The organism is Flavobacterium fructosi (assembly GCF_042787335.1).
Lineage (GTDB): Bacteria > Bacteroidota > Bacteroidia > Flavobacteriales > Flavobacteriaceae > Flavobacterium > Flavobacterium fructosi.
In genome coordinates, this window is the sequence record NZ_JBHZQA010000012.1 from 60457 (window position 1) to 78848 (window position 18392).

The following is an 18392-nucleotide window of genomic DNA, read 5'->3' on the forward strand; positions in this document are numbered from 1 at the left end:
ACTATTTTAAAGTTAAGCTATCTACAATTTATAAAAATCAGTATTTTTTTCGTATTTTTGCAAAAATTTTTATAAAAAATATTTATGTTAACAGTTAACAATTTATCAGTTCAGTTTGGCAAACGAATTTTGTTCGATGAAGTGAATACTACCTTCACACATGGTAATATATACGGAGTTATCGGAGCCAACGGTGCTGGAAAATCTACTTTTCTTAAAATAATTGCAGGTGAAATGGATCCTACATCAGGTCATATTCATTTGGAACCCGGAAAACGTATGTCGGTTTTAAACCAAAACCATAATATGTTTGACGAAAGCACCGTACTTGAGACTGTAATGATGGGAAATAAGACATTGTATGCCATCAAAAAAGAAATGGATGCTTTGTATTTAGATTACAATGATAAAAATGCAGATAGAATAGGGGAGTTGCAAGTGCAATTTGAAGAAATGAACGGTTGGAATGCTGATTCTGATGCAGCATCGATGTTGTCAAATCTTGGAATTTCTGAAGAACATCATTATACTTTAATGGGAGATCTTGAGGGTAAAATAAAAGTTCGTGTCCTTTTGGCACAAGCTCTTTTTGGAAATCCTGATTTACTTATTATGGATGAGCCTACCAATGATTTGGATTTTGAAACCATAGCTTGGTTGGAAAATTTCTTGGCAAACTATGAAAATACAGTAATTGTAGTTTCTCACGACAGACACTTTTTAGACTCCGTTTGTACCCATATTTCGGATATTGATTTTAGTAAAATAAATCATTATTCCGGTAATTACACTTTTTGGTATGAATCAAGCCAGTTAGCCGCTAAACAACGTGCGCAACAAAACAAAAAAGCCGAAGAAAAGAAACAAGAATTAGAAGAGTTCATACGTCGTTTTAGTGCGAATGTGGCCAAATCAAAGCAAGCTACTTCTCGTAAAAAAATGATTAGTAAGTTGAATATTTCGGACATAAAACCATCAAGCCGTCGTTATCCGGCTATTATTTTTGATCAGGAGCGTGAAGCAGGAGATCAAATTTTGAATGTGCAAAACTTGAGTGCTTCAATTGATGGTGATATTTTGTTTAAAGGAGTTGATTTGAATATGGCTAAAGGAGATAAAATTGTCCTTTTCTCAAAAGATTCACGTGCTACAACTGCTTTTTACGAAATTTTAAATGGAAATCAAAAAGCGGATTCAGGTACTTTTGATTGGGGAGTTACTACAAATCAAGCTTATTTGCCAGTAGAAAATCATTCTTTTTTTGAGAGCGATTATTCCCTTGTGGATTGGTTACGCCAATGGGTAAAAACAGAAGAAGAGCGTGATGAGGTTAATATTCGTAGTTTCCTTGGTAAAATGATCTTTTCAGGAGAAGAAGCTTTGAAAACGTGCAGAGTATTATCTGGAGGAGAAAAAGTACGTTGTATGTTGTCTCGAATGATGATGGAGCGTGCAAATGTTTTGATGCTTAATGAACCAACGAATCACTTGGACTTAGAGTCTATCACAGCTTTCAATAATTCATTGAAAAACTTCAAAGGATCTGTAATTTTCACCACTCATGATCATGAATTTTCTCAAACGGTTGCTAATCGTGTTATTGAATTGACTCCAAACGGAGCAATTGACCGTTATATGACTTTTGATGACTATCTAGATGATGAAAAAGTTCAAGAATTGAGAGTGAAGATGTACACGATTTAAAAAATTAATATTTTAATAAAAGGCGATTGTTTTATAAACAATCGCCTTTTTTATTAAATGAGTTATCAATTCTTTTTAATTACAAGTTAAACCTGAAATAGGATTAGGAGCAACATTTAGATTGTCGGTTACTACAGACCAATCACCGGTAATTGTGCTGCCGGTATTTGTTGAATTCCAAGTGACTCTTATAATTACTTCCGAACATTTGGAAAGAGCTCCTTTTACGGTTATTACTCTATTCGAACTATTGCCAGGTGTAACTTGTGTAGTGGTTGTATTAGTGCCGCCAGTAACGGTAACAATTGCATTTGCACCTGTAAAATTAGTTAATCCTCCTTGTATTTTGAAAGAAGATAAATCGCTATCGGATTTAAATTTATATTCGGCTTCACGAGACTCTCCACATGAAATGGCTTTTCCTGTAAAAGAAGTTACACAATCGTTACACAAACCAAAAAGGCTATAATTTACATTAAAACTAGCTTGAGGTCCTTTTCCTGAGACTTTTAATGCAAAACTTTTAAGGTCACAAGCTTTCCATCCTAAACTTAAAGGAATAGTTAAAGTACCCCATACATTTGCTGCAACAGGAACACTGGTCCACGATGAAACTCCATCGATTACCAAATCGCTCCAACCTTCAGTACTTTTTACTTTTAAAATAAAATCAGTAGCCGTATTATAATACACAATGTCAATCGTTTTACTAAATTTATCATCATTAGAACCGCCCCAAGTAACAATTTGTCGGTCGGTTGTTTCATAATAAGGTCCGTCAGTTTTAATACAGTTGATGTTGCAATTACCGCTTGATATTTTAGTAGAAACAGGAGCCACTACGCTTGTTTTTAATGTTGAAGTTACTTTTTTATTATTTGTAGTATCATAATGTGCTGGCGTTAATTCTTCAGTCTGACAAGAATAAACCATACTGAAAAAGACAAGTAGGAATGAAAATTTTAAAAAGACGTAAGATTTTTTGGCAAATTTTTTCATAGTTTTTACTTTTAAATTTTTAAATGTTTAGGTTAAGTTATTAAAAGTATTCGTACAAAAATATATATATTAACTTATTCTATGAACGGACTGGAATATGCGATTAAAGTCATTTAATATTTAAAATTTGTAGTATTTTAATGATTAATTTTTATAAATATTTGAAAGTTAGATTTTTACTCAATGGCTTTTTAACTGACAAAAAATGATGATTTAGTTCTTTTACAAATTGGAAGTGTATCTTGAAATTATAAATTATTTAAAAATTAATACCATTTAATCTTTGAAAATACTGTTATCCTTTTTCACAAAGGTTACTGAGAAAGAAATCTCGCAAAGGCGCCCAGAAAATCTATAATTGCGTCATGGCGACTTTGCGAGATAATTATAATTTTTGAAATCCTTTTACAGTAAATTCAAAACACAAACGGTATAAGTAGTCTGTTCTCTTTTTTAAATTTAATTTAAATAAGACTAAAAAATACCTTTAAACATAATAAAAAATCAATATATTAAAAATAAAAAGCTTTCCAAAAATTACTTTTGGAAAGCTTTTTATTTTATGAAATCTCTAGTTTTACCTATTTAATCAATTAAAAAATAATGTATCTGAAGTCAAATTTATCTACCTCTTTCCAGAGATTTTACTAATGATAAAAATTATTATTGCAACAACTATAACAACTATAAAAACACCAACACCAACACCGGCTTTGAATATACCTTCGATTACGGAACAACCCGTAAATACTATTAATACTATAAAAAGCATCAATAGTCCAATTAATTTTCTTTTCATAATTTCTATTTTTTAAATTTCATTTTTGGATTATACTATAAAATTACAAAAAGAATAGATATAAAGGGGTTTATAATTTTCATGAGTTTTGTATAATTAATTGAATAGTTTAGCCAAAAAACCACAAAATATATTTTTGAGTTTTACTATTATACTCTAATCTTATTATCATTAAATCCACATTACTATAATTTAAAATCTCCAAGAATAGAAGTGGTTGATGCTTTGCGCGGTTTTGCCATTATGTCAACTATGCTGCTAAGTAATGTAAAGCATTTGAATATTACTATATACCGGAAAATTTTGTTTTACTTTATCAAAAGGAACCGATAAATAAGATTTTATCTAAGTTAGTTCCTTTCGGGAAAATGAGTTTGACAAATTATATTATGCAATCCATGATTGGGACCTTTATTTATTATAGATATGGCCTTGGCCTTTTTGAGTATACTGGAGCAACTTACTGCCTGTTGATAGGAATACTATTGTTTATTAGCCAATTATCTTTCTGTACTTGGTGGCTTAAAACCCATAAGCAGGGACCTTTAGAATATATTTGGCACAAAGCAACATGGATTTCATTCGGTAAAAAATAAGTACATCTATTTTCTCGCTTTATAATTATAAAATCATAAAAGGGAATTCGTATATTTGCGCAACCAAACAACACACTTTAACATGAGTCAAAAAGTATTACTTACTGCAAAAGAAGTTACTATCATATTACATCGTTTGGCCTGTCAGTTAATTGAAAAACACTTAGATTTTTCAGATACCATTTTGGTGGGGATTCAACCAAGAGGCGTTTTTTTAGCAGAACGTATAAAAGAAATATTAGAAAAAGAATACCAAACTCCTGAAATTCAATTGGGTTACTTGGATATTACCTTTTTTAGAGATGATTTTCGCAGAACCGATAAACCATTGGAAGCAAATAAAACCAAGATTAATTTTATTGTCGAAAATAAGAAAGTTATTTTTATTGATGATGTTTTATTTACTGGGAGAAGCATACGCTCTGCCTTGACTGCTATTCAATCATTTGGAAGACCTTCTGAAATTGAACTTCTAGTTTTGATTGACAGACGTTTCAGTAGAAATTTACCCATACAACCGGATTATAGAGGAAGACAGGTAGATGCCATAAATAACGAAAAAGTAAAAGTGAGTTGGAAAGAAAATGATGGTGAAGATGGCGTGTATTTAATTACAAGTTAGACAACATTATATTTAAAATCTAACTATTAAAAAAATTAATAATCGTAAAAAGAAATGAAAGAATTAAGCGTAAATCATTTATTAGGAATAAAATACATCAACAAGAATGATATTGACTTAATTTTTGAAACTGCCGATCATTTTAAAGAAGTCATAAACAGACCAATAAAGAAAGTGCCTTCCTTACGAGATATTACAATTGCTAACATTTTCTTCGAAAACAGTACACGAACAAAACTTTCTTTTGAATTAGCACAAAAACGATTATCAGCCGATGTTATTAGCTTTTCAGCAGCACAATCTTCAGTGAAAAAAGGAGAAACACTCATCGATACAGTAAATAATATACTTTCTATGAAAGTGGATATGGTGGTGATGCGACATGCCAATCCTGGAGCAGCTTATTTCTTATCCAGAAACGTAAAAGCAAGTATCGTAAACGCAGGTGACGGAGCACATGAACACCCAACACAAGCTTTATTGGATAGTTATTCAATTAGAGAAAAACTAGGCGAAGTTGCTGGCAAAAAAGTAGTTATTGTGGGTGATGTTTTGCATTCAAGAGTAGCATTATCAAATATATATGCTTTGCAAATGCAGGGTGCAGAAGTGAAAGTTTGCGGACCTAAAACGCTTATACCACGACATATTGAGTCTCTAGGTGTAACTGTTGAGCCTAACTTAAGAAAAGCGCTTGAATGGTGTGACGTTGCTAATATGTTACGTGTTCAAAATGAACGAATGGATGTGAATTATTTTCCCTCAACAAGAGAATATGCTCAACAGTATGGTGTTGATAAAACATTATTGGATTCGCTCAATAAAGAAATCGTAATCATGCACCCAGGGCCCATTAATCGTGGAGTCGAAATTACAAGTGAAGTGGCTGATTCTCATCAATCTGTGATATTAAACCAGGTAGAAAATGGTGTAGCAATAAGGATGGCAGTTATTTATCTTTTAGCTTCAAAAATTCAGTAATTTCAATTGAAAACTTAGTAACTTAGCTATTCATAAAATTTGCGATTTTGCATTCTCTGAAATTAATAAAAAAATGAAAGTAGATCAAAAAGCCCACACGATAACCATTAGAGACACACAAGGTGATTTTACCTCTTTTTTGATGAAAGTTACACATCAATATAAAACATTTGAAAAGCATAATCTGATTATTGATCTTTTGCTTTATAAAGGCTTTTCTACTGATGATATCAAATCATTTATGCCATTATCCAAACAGCATAAAAAAGCTAAAAAATCATTTGTTATAGTTACCTCAGATTTTGACTATAATGCAGTTCCAAGCAAATTGACCGTTGTACCTTCTTTATTAGAAGCACATGATATTATTGAAATGGAAGAAATAGAAAGAGATTTAGGTTTTTAAATTAATGGATTCCATTATTTATTTAACCGTTCAATTGATATACCCCAATACGCAATAACCGAATAAACAAGAAATTGAAACTAACAATACTTGGTTGCTATGCAGCTACACCCAGAACTTTTACCAATCCTACATCTCAGATTTTAGAAATTAAAAACAGACTGTTTTTAATTGATTGTGGAGAAGGTACTCAAGTGCAATTGCGCAAAAACAAAATCCGGTTTTCGAAGATTAATCATATTTTTATTTCGCATTTGCATGGAGATCATTTTTTTGGACTTGTAGGATTAGTGTCTACTTTCACATTATTGAATAGAACAACCGATTTGCATATTTATGGTCCAAAAGGAATTAAAGAAATCATCAAGTTACAATTGCGATTATCCAATTCCTGGACTAATTACGGCTTGTTTTTTCATGAATTAGAATCTGCAGAAGGTGAAGTGATCTTTGAAGATGAAAAGGTTTTGGTGAAAACTATACCATTAAAACATCGTATTTACACCAATGGTTTTTTGTTCCAAGAAAAAATAGGGGTGAGGAAACTTAATTTAGATGCCGTTCAAAATTACGAAATTGATACTTGTTATTATCAAAAAATAAAAAACGGAAAAGATATTACCCTTGAGGACGGAAGAGTAATTGAAAACGAAAAATTAACTTTTGATCCAGTTCCGGCAAAGAATTATGCTTTTTGTTCTGATACAGCCTACGATGAATCTATAATTCCTATTATTGAAAATATAGATGTTTTATATCATGAATCTACGTTTTTACAATCGGAAGAGAATTTAGCTAAAAAAACACTTCATTCTACGGCAAAAGAAGCGGCAATGATTGCCTTAAAATCTAATGCAAAACAATTAATTCTAGGACATTATTCTACACGATATGAAAATATAACTTTTTTTAAAGAAGAGGCCGAAACTATTTTTCCCGAAGTGCTGTTAGCTGATGATGGAAAAAGTTTTGAGTTTTAAATTTAAAACCTAAATTTATAAAAATCGAATAGTCTAGAATACCAAAAAATATAAAATATGGAAGATTTAAGTCATTACCGAAAATCGTATGAAAAGAGCGAGTTATTAGAATCTAATATTCCTGAAGATCCCATTAATCTTTTTAATAGATGGTTTCATGAGGTAGAAGATTTTGGAGGAAATGAAGAAGTCAATGCTATGACTGTTGCTACAATTGGTTTAGATGGATTTCCAAGATCAAGAGTTGTACTGTTAAAAAAATTCACAGAAGAAGGATTTATATTCTACACTAATTATAATTCAGAAAAGGGGAAGGCAATTGCTCAAAATCCAAAGATATGTCTTTCCTTTTTTTGGCATTCTATGGAACGTCAAGTTATTATAAAAGGAATTGCAAGTAAAACTTCAGAAATTACTTCAAACAATTATTTCGAATCCAGACCCGACGGAAGTAAATTAGGGGCTATAGTTTCAAATCAAAGCGAAGTTGTTCCTTCACGTGCTTTTTTGGAAGAAAACTTAAAACAGTTAGAGAATGATTATGAGGGAATTGTGATTCCAAGACCAGAGCATTGGGGAGGATTTTTGGTAACTCCTGTAGAAGTTGAATTTTGGCAGGGACGACCTAATAGATTGCATGATAGGATTCGATATACAAGTCAAGAAGATTTTGACTGGAAAATTGAACGTTTATCTCCTTAGTGTAAGAAAAACATATTGTAAATTATTTGATTTGAGTAGTTTGTCGATTTTATTTGGCTTTTAAGCGGTAAAATAAGTAGTTTTGAGTATTATTAAAGAATAATATTTTAAATTTTTGAAGAATTTTGTCCCAAAAATCTACTTTAAAATTAAACTACTAGGTTTTATGAAATTAAATTTTCTTCGTACATTATTACTTTTTTTAGGGTTGAATACGATGTATTCTTGTTCTTCAGATGCTTCTGCAGCAACAACCTCAAGTGTTTCTACTCCAATTGTAACTAATTATTCTTATAATAGTATGGAGATTCAAACAATGGATTTAATAAATAATTATAGAGTTAGTATTGGTTTAAACTCGCTTCAAAAAATTAATTATATCTCCATAAAGTCAGAAGAGCATGATAATTATATGATTACCAACAATGTCGTGAATCATGATGATTTCGTAGCTCGTTCTCAGGATATTATGAGTGTTTTAGGCGCTAAAACGGTTGGGGAGAATATAGCTTATAATTATAGTACAGCACAAGCCGCTTTTGATGCGTGGTTGGCTAGTCCAGGTCATAAAGCAAATATTGAAGGGGACTTTAATCACTTTGGTATTGCAATTAGAATAAATCCTGTTAACGGAGCAAAATATTATACGAATATTTTTGTGAAAATATAAGTTGTTTTTTTAAAAAATTAGAGGCCGTCTTTTCCCCAAAAGAAGGTCTTTTTTATAATTACTATTCTGTAATTATTTATCTAGCTAAAGCTTTATTGTAGGTTAATATTGGAGTATACATATATAATGTTTAGCACCTTATGTTTTAATAAATTTGTAAGAAATATTATATATAATTTTATCTAATTTTCACTTCTGTCGTGTCAAGATTACCATTAGTAAACTGGTTAATATTTTTTTAATGTAGGAAATATATATATTTATTTATTTTTATGATGTAGTTTGTCGATTTATTTGGTGTTTTACCGATAAAAAATGTAATTTTAAATATTATTAAAACAAAATGTTTGTTAATATATTAAAGAAGTTTGCCCCACAATCTACTTTAAACTTAAACTACTATTTTTATGAAAAGAAATCTACTTCGTACATTATTGATTGTTTCAATGGTATGCACTTTGAATTCCTGTTCTTCAGATAATGCTTCATCATCGCCAGATGTTTCATCATTAAAAGTAGCAGAATACACATACAATACAACAGAGCTACAAACAATGGAATTAATAAATACTTACAGAGTTAGTATTGGTTTAAATCCGTTAGAAAAGATTAATCACATGTCGTACAAGTCAGAAGAGCATGACAATTACATGATTGCTAACAATGTAGTGAACCATAATGATTTTGTTGCTCGCTCTGAAAATATAATGAAAGTTTTAGGAGCTAAAACTGTTAGTGAGAATATAGCATATAACTATAGTACCCCTCAAGCCGCGGTAAATGCATGGTTAGCAAGTCCAGGACATAAAGAGAATATTGAGGGTAATTTTACTCATTTTGGTATATCAATTAGAGAGAATCCCACGAATGGTAGAAAATATTACACTAACATTTTTGCAAAAATATAAGTTGAGTTTTTTATTTTGGAATTAGAGGCTGTCTTCCCCAAGTCGCAGCCTCTTTTTAATTTTTACAAAGCAGTAATTATAAACTCGCTTCGTCTGTTCAACTGATGTTCGTCTTCAGTACATTTTACCCCATCAGAACAATTGTTAACTAGTTGATTTTCTCCATATCCTCTTCCGCTTAATCTATTGGAATCAACCCCATTTTTAATCAACCATCCTATAGTAGATGTGACCCTTCTTTGCGATAAAGCCTCATTGTATTTGAATTTTCCACGACTATCTGTATGTGAACGTATATCTAATTTCATAGTTGGATTTTGATTTAAAACATCTAATATTTTCTCTAAATCTAAAGCTGCTTCTTGTCTAATGTTAGATTTATCAAAATCAAAGTAAATCATTTTTATTCCGAAGCACTTACCTAAATCATCACCTATAGTTACTTTACATTTTGCTTTTTCCAGTGTTATTGGTAAATATGTTTTTCCATTTGTTTCAGCAATAGTAATTTTCTCTTCCTTTGTGGTGTATTCTGGTTTTTCAGCTCTTATATTATATTTTTTTCCGCATTCTACTTTAAAAGTATAGTTGCTTTTCTCATCTGAAACAGTGGTGTTAAGAAGATTAAATTGACTATCATACAGACTGATTTTTGCGTCAGGTAGCAATTCTTTTGTCGTAAGATCGGTTATTTCCCCATACAACAGTTGTTCACAAATCAGTCTTTTAGTTTCCATGAATTTATAAATATCGTCATAACCCTGCCCACCATCTCTATTGGAACTAAAAAAACCTTTTCTTGATTTTGTATCAATCAAATAAGCAAAATCATCTTTAGGAGAATTTACATCGGCACCTACATTTTGGACAGGATTGAATGTTCCATCTTCATTTATTTTAGACATAAAAATATCTAATCCTCCGAGGCCCGGATGTCCGTCTGAGGCAAAGTAAATCTCATTTTCATCATTTACAAACGGAAAGGTTTCTCTTCCTTCGGTATTGATTGTATTTCCTAGATTCAGAGGAGTTCCAAAACTGCTATCTTCATTAATTGTCACCTTAAATAAATCAGACTGGCCTAATGTTCCGGGCATATCGGAAGCAAAATATAACGTTTTTCCATCGGGACTTAAAGCGGGGTGGGCTGTACTGTAATTATTACTGTCAAAAGGCAATTCAGTTACGTTAGACCATTTATCATTCACCAAACTCGCTTTATATATTTTTATTAAAGTAATGTTATTTCCATCTTTGCCTTTTTTGCCTGCAAGATAATTGTTGCGGGTAAAATACATTGTTTTTCCATCAGCAGTAAAGACTGGTGAGGCTTCATGAAATTTTGAGTTTATGTTTTTATCGAATTTCTTCGGTGCTCCCGGCATCATGGTTTCACCCAAATCAGCAACATATAAATTTGTAAACGGTTGGCCAGTCCACGAATTAGTTCGATGTGCTAAACTACCTGTATCTCTAGCTGAAGCAAAAACAATCTTGTTTGAATAGATCGCAGTTCCATAATCAGAGTATTTAGAATTGATGCCCGCATCTTCTACTTGGTATCTTCCTGAATTAGCTTTGATTGCTTCTAAATAATTAGGATTTTCTTTAAAAAGCTTTCCTCTGCTATCGTTTCCTGATTTTTGAATGAATTTTTGTAGCATTTCATCTGCCTTATCGTTTACGCCAATAGAACGTAAAGATTGTGCATATCGATAGTAATATTCCGCTTCCAAATCAGTGTCGGCCGCCATGGCAAATAATTCAACGTACCACTTAGCAGCTTTGTCAAGTTCACCATTGAAGTAGTAGGCATTGCCTAATTTTTTAAACATATCAACGGATTTATATCCTTTTTCCGCCACCCTTTCATAGGTTTTTATAGCATCAACGTAGGCGTAGCTGTCGTATTTTTTATCGGCTGCAGTTACCCTAGCTTTTTGGGAGTAAATGTTAAATGAAAAAACACTTATTATTGTTATGTAAAGAAGTATACTATTTTTCATAATAATTATTTTTTAGGAGAATCTGGGAGTACTGATTTTATATTTTTTTTAGAAGCAACTGCTTCTAATTTTTGCTTTAACTTTTCCAACACTTCATTGGCTTTGCCAATTTCACCTGTAAATTTTAATGATTGTGCATATTGATTATAATATTTTGGATCTAGATCACTCGTCAGTGCAAATAGTTCAGTATACCATTTTGCAGCTTTTTCCATTTCAGCATAGGAGTAATAGGAATTTCCTAGTTTTTGAAACAAATCCACTGATTTATATCCTTTTTCCGCCACTCTTTCGTATGTTTTTATGACATCGATATAGGCATACTGGTCATTTATTTTATTGGTCACATAAAAATTTTCGTTTTGCGAGTAAATTTTAAATGATATAAAACTTAGTGTTATGGCTATGTAAAGAATTATATTATTTTTCATAATAATTTATTTTTTAGAAAAATCGTGGTGTAATAATTTTGTTACTATTGTTAAATAATTCATAACGCAAAAATATTTCATGCGAGCCGGAATTATAATGATTCAAATTGGTCGTTTCATGATCATAACCATATCCTATATATAAGCCTTCTGAAACTTGAAACCCTACCATTACACTTAATGCTGCGCTCCATCTATATGCTGCGCCAACCACGAATTTATTCATAAACATAAAGTTAGCCGAGACATCGACTTGAAGAGGGGCTCCCGCCACTATTTTGGTTAGTACTGCAGGTTTGAATTTAATGTCATTCTTTAAATCGAATACATAACCAGCAATTAAGTAGTAATTAATTTTTTCTTTGAAAATTGCTACTTCATTATCATCATATCTTTTAGATTCGATAAAGTTAGGTACCGAAAAACCAACATAAGCCTTGTCCGAATGTAAATAAACACCAGCACCTATATTAGGGGTGAATTTATTACTATAATCATGTAAGCTAGGATCATCATCAGCTGGATTCAATCTGGATACATCTAAATCAAAAAGATTAGCAGTAGCTTTGATACCGAATGAAAGTTTAAATGTTTCGGAAGTTGGGACGGTATAGGACAAGTCAGCGGAGAGTGTATTCTCATGAGTGGGTCCTATTTTATCGTTAACGAGAGAGACTCCCAGTCCCAAATTATTTGCGTTTAGTGGCGTATTCACAGATACCGTATTGGTAACTGGTGCGCCGTCCAGTCCTACCCATTGGGTGCGATGCAATGCAAAAATACTCAGCACTCCTCTTGATCCTGCATAAGCGGGATTAATATTGATTGTGTTGTACATGTATTGTGTAAATTGAGCATCTTGTTGAGCAAAACTTAACATGGCTGTAAACATCAAAACGAAAGAAAATAGTTTTGTTTTCATAGTAGATATTTATTATTTTAATTAACTATCGAACGAATAAATAAAGAGTTCAACAGATCAAATTGATAACAGTCTTAGTGTTTATCATTTGAAGATAGGAGCATTGGATTCTATTTTAATAATAGCTTGAGGACCCTTAAGTCCTCAGGCGTTTAAATTTAATTATTTCGTAAGGTATAAATACCCGTCTTTTTTATTGGTCTGAATGTTACCAATACCATCTATTGAACTGTAATTCAAAATGTAAAAGTAAACTCCGCTTGGTAATCCAGAAGACTGGCTGATTGTTGATCTCCCTTGAGAAATACCGTTGAAAACCCTTGATGTATTATTATAACCAGTAGTATCAAAAACCAACACACCCCAACGGTTATAAATTTCAACCGTATTAGTTGGGTAGCAGTTAATATCATCAATATTATCGATTATAAAATTTTCATTAATTCCATCTCCGTTTGGAGAGAAGGCGTTATGAACCAATACTACACCACATGGTAACACTATACCTGCACAAGAATCATCAATGGTCATATTTATTCGAATAGTTCTAGGACAATCGGCATCAGCAATTTTATATTCAAAAACATAAGGAGGATTTTCTGGAGTTGTAATAGGAAGGCCAAAAACAGTAAGTACATCTCCTTGTAAGACTGCAGCATTATTTACTGCTGTCCAAGTTCCGGTAGTAGGAGTTCCAACAGGTAATAAAGTAGATAGATTGACCGTCGTAACTTCTCCATTATTACAAGCTGTGCTTGGTATTGTCACCAGACTATTTGTAACAGCTACATTAATAATTTGTTTAAATGTAGATTCGTTTCCACAATTATCGGTTGCAATCCATGTGCTCACAAGTGAATAGGAGTCTGCTACCTCATTAATTTTATCTACAGTATATTTTACTAAAGTAGCTGTAGAACAATTATCTACAAAAACGAGTTCAGGTTTTACGGGAATAGCATCACAACTTACATTTACAGTTGCGCTATATGCGGTTGTCGTTGTAGGACCAGTTGTATCCTGAACATTGATTGTTTGAGATGCAGAAGATGAATTTCCACAAACATCTGTAGCGGTCCAAGTTCTAGTTACAGAATAAGAACCCGCACACGCACCATTGGTTGTCACATCAACTGGAGTTAAAGTGAAAGCAGAACCACAAGCGTCAGTTGCAGTTGCTTTAGTAAACTCAGGCGTTGCAGAACAAGAGATAGTTGCAGTTACCGGCAATGTAGCGATAACCGGAGCCGTGGTATCCTCAACGTTTATAGTCTGAGTTGCGGTAGATGAATTTCCACAAGCATCTGTAGCGGTCCAGGTTCTGGTGACAGAATAGGAACCGGCACACGCACCATTCGTTGTCACATCAGCCGAAGTCAAAGTGAAAGTAGATCCACAAGCGTCAGTTGCAGTTGCTTTAGTAAACTCAGATGTTGCAGGACATGAGATAATTGTAGTTGCAGGCAATGTAGCGATAACCGGAGCCGTGGTATCTTGAACGTTTATCGTCTGGGTTGCGGTCGATGAATTTCCACAAGCATCTTTAGCGGTCCAGGTTCTGGTGACAGAATAAGAACCCGCACACGCACCATTGACAGTCGTATCGGTATGAGTCAATTCGAAAGCAGAACCACATTCGTCAGTTGCTGTTGCTTGAGTGAACTCAGGCGTTGCAGGACAAGAAATTGTTGTAGCTGACGGTAAATTAACAATTACTGGAGCAGTAACATCTTGAACATTGATGGTTTGAGAAGCGGTGGATTCATTTCCACATACATCTTTAGCGGTCCAGGTTCTGGTGACAGAATAGGATCCAGCACACGCACCATTGACAGTCGTATCGATATGAGTCAATTCAAAAGCAGAACCACATTCGTCAGTTGCTGTTGCTTGAGCAAATTCAGGTGTTGCAGGACAAGAAATTGTTGTAGCAGACGGTAAATTAACAATTATAGGAGCAGTAAAATCTTGAACATTGATGGTTTGAGAAGCGGTGGATTCATTTCCACATACATCTTTAGCGGTCCAGGTTCTGGTAACAGAATAAGATCCGGCACAAGCACCATTGACAGTCGTATCGATATGACTCAATTCAAAAGCAGAACCACATTCGTCAGTTGCTGCTGCTTGAGTGAACTCAGGCGTTGCAGGACAAGAAATTGTTGTAGCAGACGGTAAATTAACAATTACTGGAGCAGTAACATCTTGAACATTTATGATTTGAGAAGCGGTGGATTCATTTCCACATACATCTTTAGCGGTCCAGGTTCTCGTAATAGAATAGGATCCGGCACAAGCACCATTGAGAGTCGTATCGATATGACTCAATTCGAAATCAGAACCACATTCGTCAGTTGCAGTTGCTTGAGTAAACTCAGGCGTTGCAGGACAAGAGATTGTTGTAGCTCCTGGCAGTTCAGCAATTACTGGGGCATTTATATCTTGAACGGTGATAGTTTGCACCGAAGAAGACGAATTGCTACAAGCATCAGTAAAGGTCCATTTTCTAGTAATAACATAAGAGTTGGCACAATTACCTTGTTTGATTGTATCTATTCCTTCAGTAACAATTTGACCACTACAATTGTCGATCGCTGATAGACTAGACATTACAGGTACATTGGTACTGCAAGAAACCGTTACAGAAGCAGGAGCTTCTGGAGCTATTGGTTTAGTACTGTCTTGTACACTAAATGTAGCTGAAGATGAAGCACTATTACCACAAGAATCTTTCGCAGTAAAAATCACAGTGACAGCAGCGGAACAATCGTTCGAAAGTTTATTAAAATTATTAGACCATGTTAGGTTAGAACAAGCATCAGAAGCAACAGCGCCACCGTTATTAGCTAACCAATCACCAATTGAATTTTGATTCCCTTGACCATCACATTCAACTATTATATTTGAAGCTTTAACTGTAATAGTTGGCGGAGTGTTATCAAGTACTGTTATAGTTTGAATTTGGTTAGCTGCGCTGTTTCCACAGTTGTCAGTCAAGCTCCAAGTTCTAGCTATTGTGAAACTTCCCTGGCAACCAGCGATTGCTACTGGGTCAGCATCAGCATAAGTTGCTTGAATTACAGTAGAGCAATTGTCTGTTTCATTTAATACGTCACCAGTAAATTCGATATTTGTATCATAGGTACAAGTTGAACTCGCATAAATGGTTTTATCAGCTGGAGCCGCAAAAGTTGGTGCAGTGTTATCACGTATCGTAATGGTTTGAATTTGGTCAGCTGCTTTGATTCCACAGTTGTCGGTTAAGCTCCAAGTTCTGGCTATTGTGAATCCACCCTGGCAACTAACAATTGCTACTGGTTGACCATCAGTATAAGTTGCTTGAATTCCAGTTGAGCAATTGTCTACTTCGTCTAATACGTCTCCAGTAAATTCAATGTTTGTATCATAACTACAGGTTGAGGTAGTATAAATGGTTTTGTCTGCTGGTTTTGTAAAAGTAGGGGCAGTGTTATCACGTATCGTAATGGTTTGAATTTGGTCAGCTGCTTTGTTACCACAGTTATCGCTCAAGCTCCAAGTTCTAACGATGGTTAATCCACCTTGGCAACCAACAATTGCTACAGGTTCACTATCAGTGTAAGTCGCTTGAATTCCGGTTGAGCAATTGTCTACTTCGTCTAATACGTCACCAGTAAATTCAACATTTGTATTGTAAGTACAGGTTGAGGTCGTATAAATGGTTTTGTCTGCTGGTTTTGTAAAAGTAGGGGCTGTGTTATCACGTATCGTAATGGTTTGAATTTGGTCCCCTGCTTTGTTTCCACAGTTATCGCTCAAGCTCCAAGTTCTGGCTATTGTGAATCCACCCTGGCAACTAACAATTGCTACAGGTTCACTATCAGTGTAAGTCGCTTGAATTCCGGTTGAGCAATTATCTGCTTCATCTAATACGTCACCTGTAAATTCAACATTTGTATTGTATGTACAGGTACCAGAAGTATAAATGGTTTTGTCTACTGGTTTTGTAAAAGTAGGGACCATTTTATCGATGACACGGATAACTTGATCAAATGTTACATCGTTGTTGCAATGATCACTAACAGTCCAATGTCTGATAACCAGTTTCTCGTTTTTACATAAAAGAGTAGGAGTCAAACAAACACTCTTAAAATCTATACTGCCATTTACACTGGCTTGTTTTCTAGAATAAATAAACCAGTTACCATTCATAGGACCAGTAAAATTTTCAAAACTAGAGGCGTATGATGTTACACCGGAAATTGTATTTGGAGAAGTAAGTCCTCCGTTTGGAGTAAAGTTTTGACTAACAGCATCTTGAATATAATTGTTATTATTCCATTGAGGATAATTGGAGCTATTTGGATAAAATACGGGTAAATATAATTCTTTAGTATTAGAAGTTGCATCATCACACGCTCCACCTGTACAATATGGTCCAACTAAAATGATTGCTTGACCATTAGGAGAGACTAAAGTAAATTCAGCCCTTCCTTTTCCTTGGTTTGTTTCAAAAGCTAAAGCTACTTTTTCAATAGCACTTGCTAAAACACCATCGAATCCCGAAACAGTAAAATTAAAATAATTACCAACTCCTGCGTTAATTGATGTACTGTTAGATTCTCCAAAACAATCACCATCCGTAGAATTCGCATATGCGTTAGCATCACAATTATCAATAATATTTGTAACTGTACCAGTTGATGTAATACTGATATCTGCAAAACAATTTTTATCGCTTTCAAGTGTTATATCTTTTGGACGATCAAATAACTTTGGAGGGGTGGTATCACTCACGGTGATGGTTTGTGATTTTGTACTGCTGTTGCCGCAAATATCTTCCGCTTTCCAGGTTCTTGTTAATATATAGTTATTAGGGCAACCTCCATTTGTTTTTACTTCTCCAAGATAAGTAATTATTGGTGTTGTATCACAGTTATCGGTTGCGGTTATATTTGCTATTGCTTCTACTTGAATTAATGCATTACATTCAACAGTTAAATCTTTAGGTATTTTTGTAAATACAGGAGGAGTCTGATCATTTACTATTATGGTATGGGTTGCACTAGATGCATTACCACATACATCGGTAGCGGTATAGGTACGAGCAATGGAGTAGCGGTTCGCACATGATCCCGGAGTGACAACATCGGCATGAGTGATGGTCACTGTTCCAATACAATTGTCTGTCGCGACTACTGCATTATCATTGAATCCCGGAACGGCAGAGGCACAGCTTACAGAAGTGTTTGCAGGGATGCTAGTGATTACTGGGGCTGTCTGATCATTTACTGTTATAGTTTGGGTTACACTTGAAGCATTACCACATGCATCTGTAGCGGTATAGGTACGAGCAATGGAGTAGCGGTTCGCACATGATCCCGGAGTTACAACATCAGCATGAGTGATGGTCACTGTTCCTATACAATTGTCCGTAGCGATTACTGCATTATCATTGAATCCCGGAACGGCAGAGGCACAACTTACAGAAGTGTTTGCAGGGACGCTAGTGATTACTGGGGCTGTCTGATCATTTACTGTTATAGTTTGGGTTACACTTGAAGCATTACCACATGCATCTGTAGCGGTATAGGTACGAGCAATGGAGTAGCGGTTCGCACATGATCCCGGAGTTACAACATCAGCATGAGTGATGGTCACTGTTCCTATACAATTGTCCGTAGCGA

Annotated in this window: 15 protein-coding genes; 10 read left to right on the plus strand and 5 right to left on the minus strand. The window is 34.1% G+C overall.

Going from position 1 to position 18392, the window contains the following annotated elements; all coding sequences use genetic code 11:
• Positions 1–84 precede the first annotated feature (84 nt).
• Positions 85–1704, plus strand: coding sequence for an ABC-F family ATP-binding cassette domain-containing protein (locus ACFX5D_RS14880; RefSeq protein WP_379858998.1), 1620 nt, complete (start codon positions 85–87; stop codon positions 1702–1704).
• 75 nt (positions 1705–1779) lie between these two features.
• Here the strand turns inward: ACFX5D_RS14880 and ACFX5D_RS14885 are convergent, their stop codons facing one another.
• Positions 1780–2703 carry a hypothetical protein gene (locus tag ACFX5D_RS14885; protein WP_379858999.1) on the minus strand — a complete coding sequence of 308 codons (924 nt, stop codon included), beginning with the start codon at positions 2701–2703 and terminating at the stop codon, positions 1780–1782.
• Positions 2704–3353: 650 nt separating this feature from the next.
• Here ACFX5D_RS14885 and ACFX5D_RS14890 point away from each other — a divergent pair.
• The 9 genes from ACFX5D_RS14890 to ACFX5D_RS14930 all read left to right on the plus strand — a co-directional run bounded on the left by ACFX5D_RS14890 (position 3354) and on the right by ACFX5D_RS14930 (position 9367).
• Positions 3354–3518, plus strand: coding sequence for a hypothetical protein (locus ACFX5D_RS14890; RefSeq protein ID WP_379859000.1), 165 nt, complete (start codon positions 3354–3356; stop codon positions 3516–3518).
• A 274-nt stretch (positions 3519–3792) separates the two neighbouring features.
• On the plus strand, positions 3793–4098 hold the full coding sequence (locus ACFX5D_RS14895) for a DUF418 domain-containing protein (protein ID WP_379859010.1): 306 nt from the start codon (positions 3793–3795) through the stop codon (positions 4096–4098).
• Between the two features lie 82 nt (positions 4099–4180).
• Entirely contained in the window at positions 4181–4720 is a 540-nt protein-coding gene (pyrR, locus tag ACFX5D_RS14900) for a bifunctional pyr operon transcriptional regulator/uracil phosphoribosyltransferase PyrR (protein WP_379852039.1), read from the plus strand.
• Positions 4721–4774: 54 nt separating this feature from the next.
• Positions 4775–5701 carry an aspartate carbamoyltransferase catalytic subunit gene (locus ACFX5D_RS14905; protein WP_379859001.1) on the plus strand — a complete coding sequence of 309 codons (927 nt, stop codon included), beginning with the start codon at positions 4775–4777 and terminating at the stop codon, positions 5699–5701.
• A gap of 73 nt (positions 5702–5774) precedes the next feature.
• Entirely contained in the window at positions 5775–6107 is a 333-nt protein-coding gene (locus tag ACFX5D_RS14910) for a ribonuclease Z (protein ID WP_073205867.1), read from the plus strand.
• A 74-nt stretch (positions 6108–6181) separates the two neighbouring features.
• Positions 6182–7087 carry a ribonuclease Z gene (locus tag ACFX5D_RS14915; RefSeq protein WP_379859002.1) on the plus strand — a complete coding sequence of 302 codons (906 nt, stop codon included), beginning with the start codon at positions 6182–6184 and terminating at the stop codon, positions 7085–7087.
• A gap of 57 nt (positions 7088–7144) precedes the next feature.
• Positions 7145–7789: a pyridoxamine 5'-phosphate oxidase gene (gene pdxH / locus ACFX5D_RS14920; protein ID WP_379859003.1), complete on the plus strand. Its 645-nt coding sequence runs from the start codon at positions 7145–7147 to the stop codon at positions 7787–7789.
• 166 nt (positions 7790–7955) lie between these two features.
• Positions 7956–8459 (plus strand): CAP domain-containing protein, encoded by a 504-nt coding sequence (locus tag ACFX5D_RS14925; RefSeq protein WP_379859004.1) that lies wholly within the window; start codon positions 7956–7958, stop codon positions 8457–8459.
• Positions 8460–8866: 407 nt separating this feature from the next.
• A complete protein-coding gene (locus ACFX5D_RS14930) occupies positions 8867–9367 on the plus strand; it encodes a CAP domain-containing protein (protein WP_379859005.1) in 501 nt (166 codons plus the stop codon).
• A gap of 62 nt (positions 9368–9429) precedes the next feature.
• On the opposite strand, the gene ACFX5D_RS14935 is transcribed toward ACFX5D_RS14930, so the two are convergent.
• The 4 genes from ACFX5D_RS14935 to ACFX5D_RS14950 all read right to left on the minus strand — a co-directional run.
• A complete protein-coding gene (locus tag ACFX5D_RS14935) occupies positions 9430–11373 on the minus strand; it encodes an OmpA family protein (RefSeq protein WP_379859006.1) in 1944 nt (647 codons plus the stop codon).
• A 5-nt stretch (positions 11374–11378) separates the two neighbouring features.
• On the minus strand, positions 11379–11804 hold the full coding sequence (locus ACFX5D_RS14940; protein WP_379859007.1) for a tetratricopeptide repeat protein: 426 nt from the start codon (positions 11802–11804) through the stop codon (positions 11379–11381).
• Between the two features lie 13 nt (positions 11805–11817).
• Positions 11818–12726, minus strand: coding sequence for a PorP/SprF family type IX secretion system membrane protein (locus ACFX5D_RS14945; RefSeq protein ID WP_379859008.1), 909 nt, complete (start codon positions 12724–12726; stop codon positions 11818–11820).
• Between the two features lie 162 nt (positions 12727–12888).
• The coding region (locus ACFX5D_RS14950) for an HYR-like domain-containing protein (RefSeq protein WP_379859009.1) at positions 12889–18392 on the minus strand (5504 nt) is incomplete at its 5' end.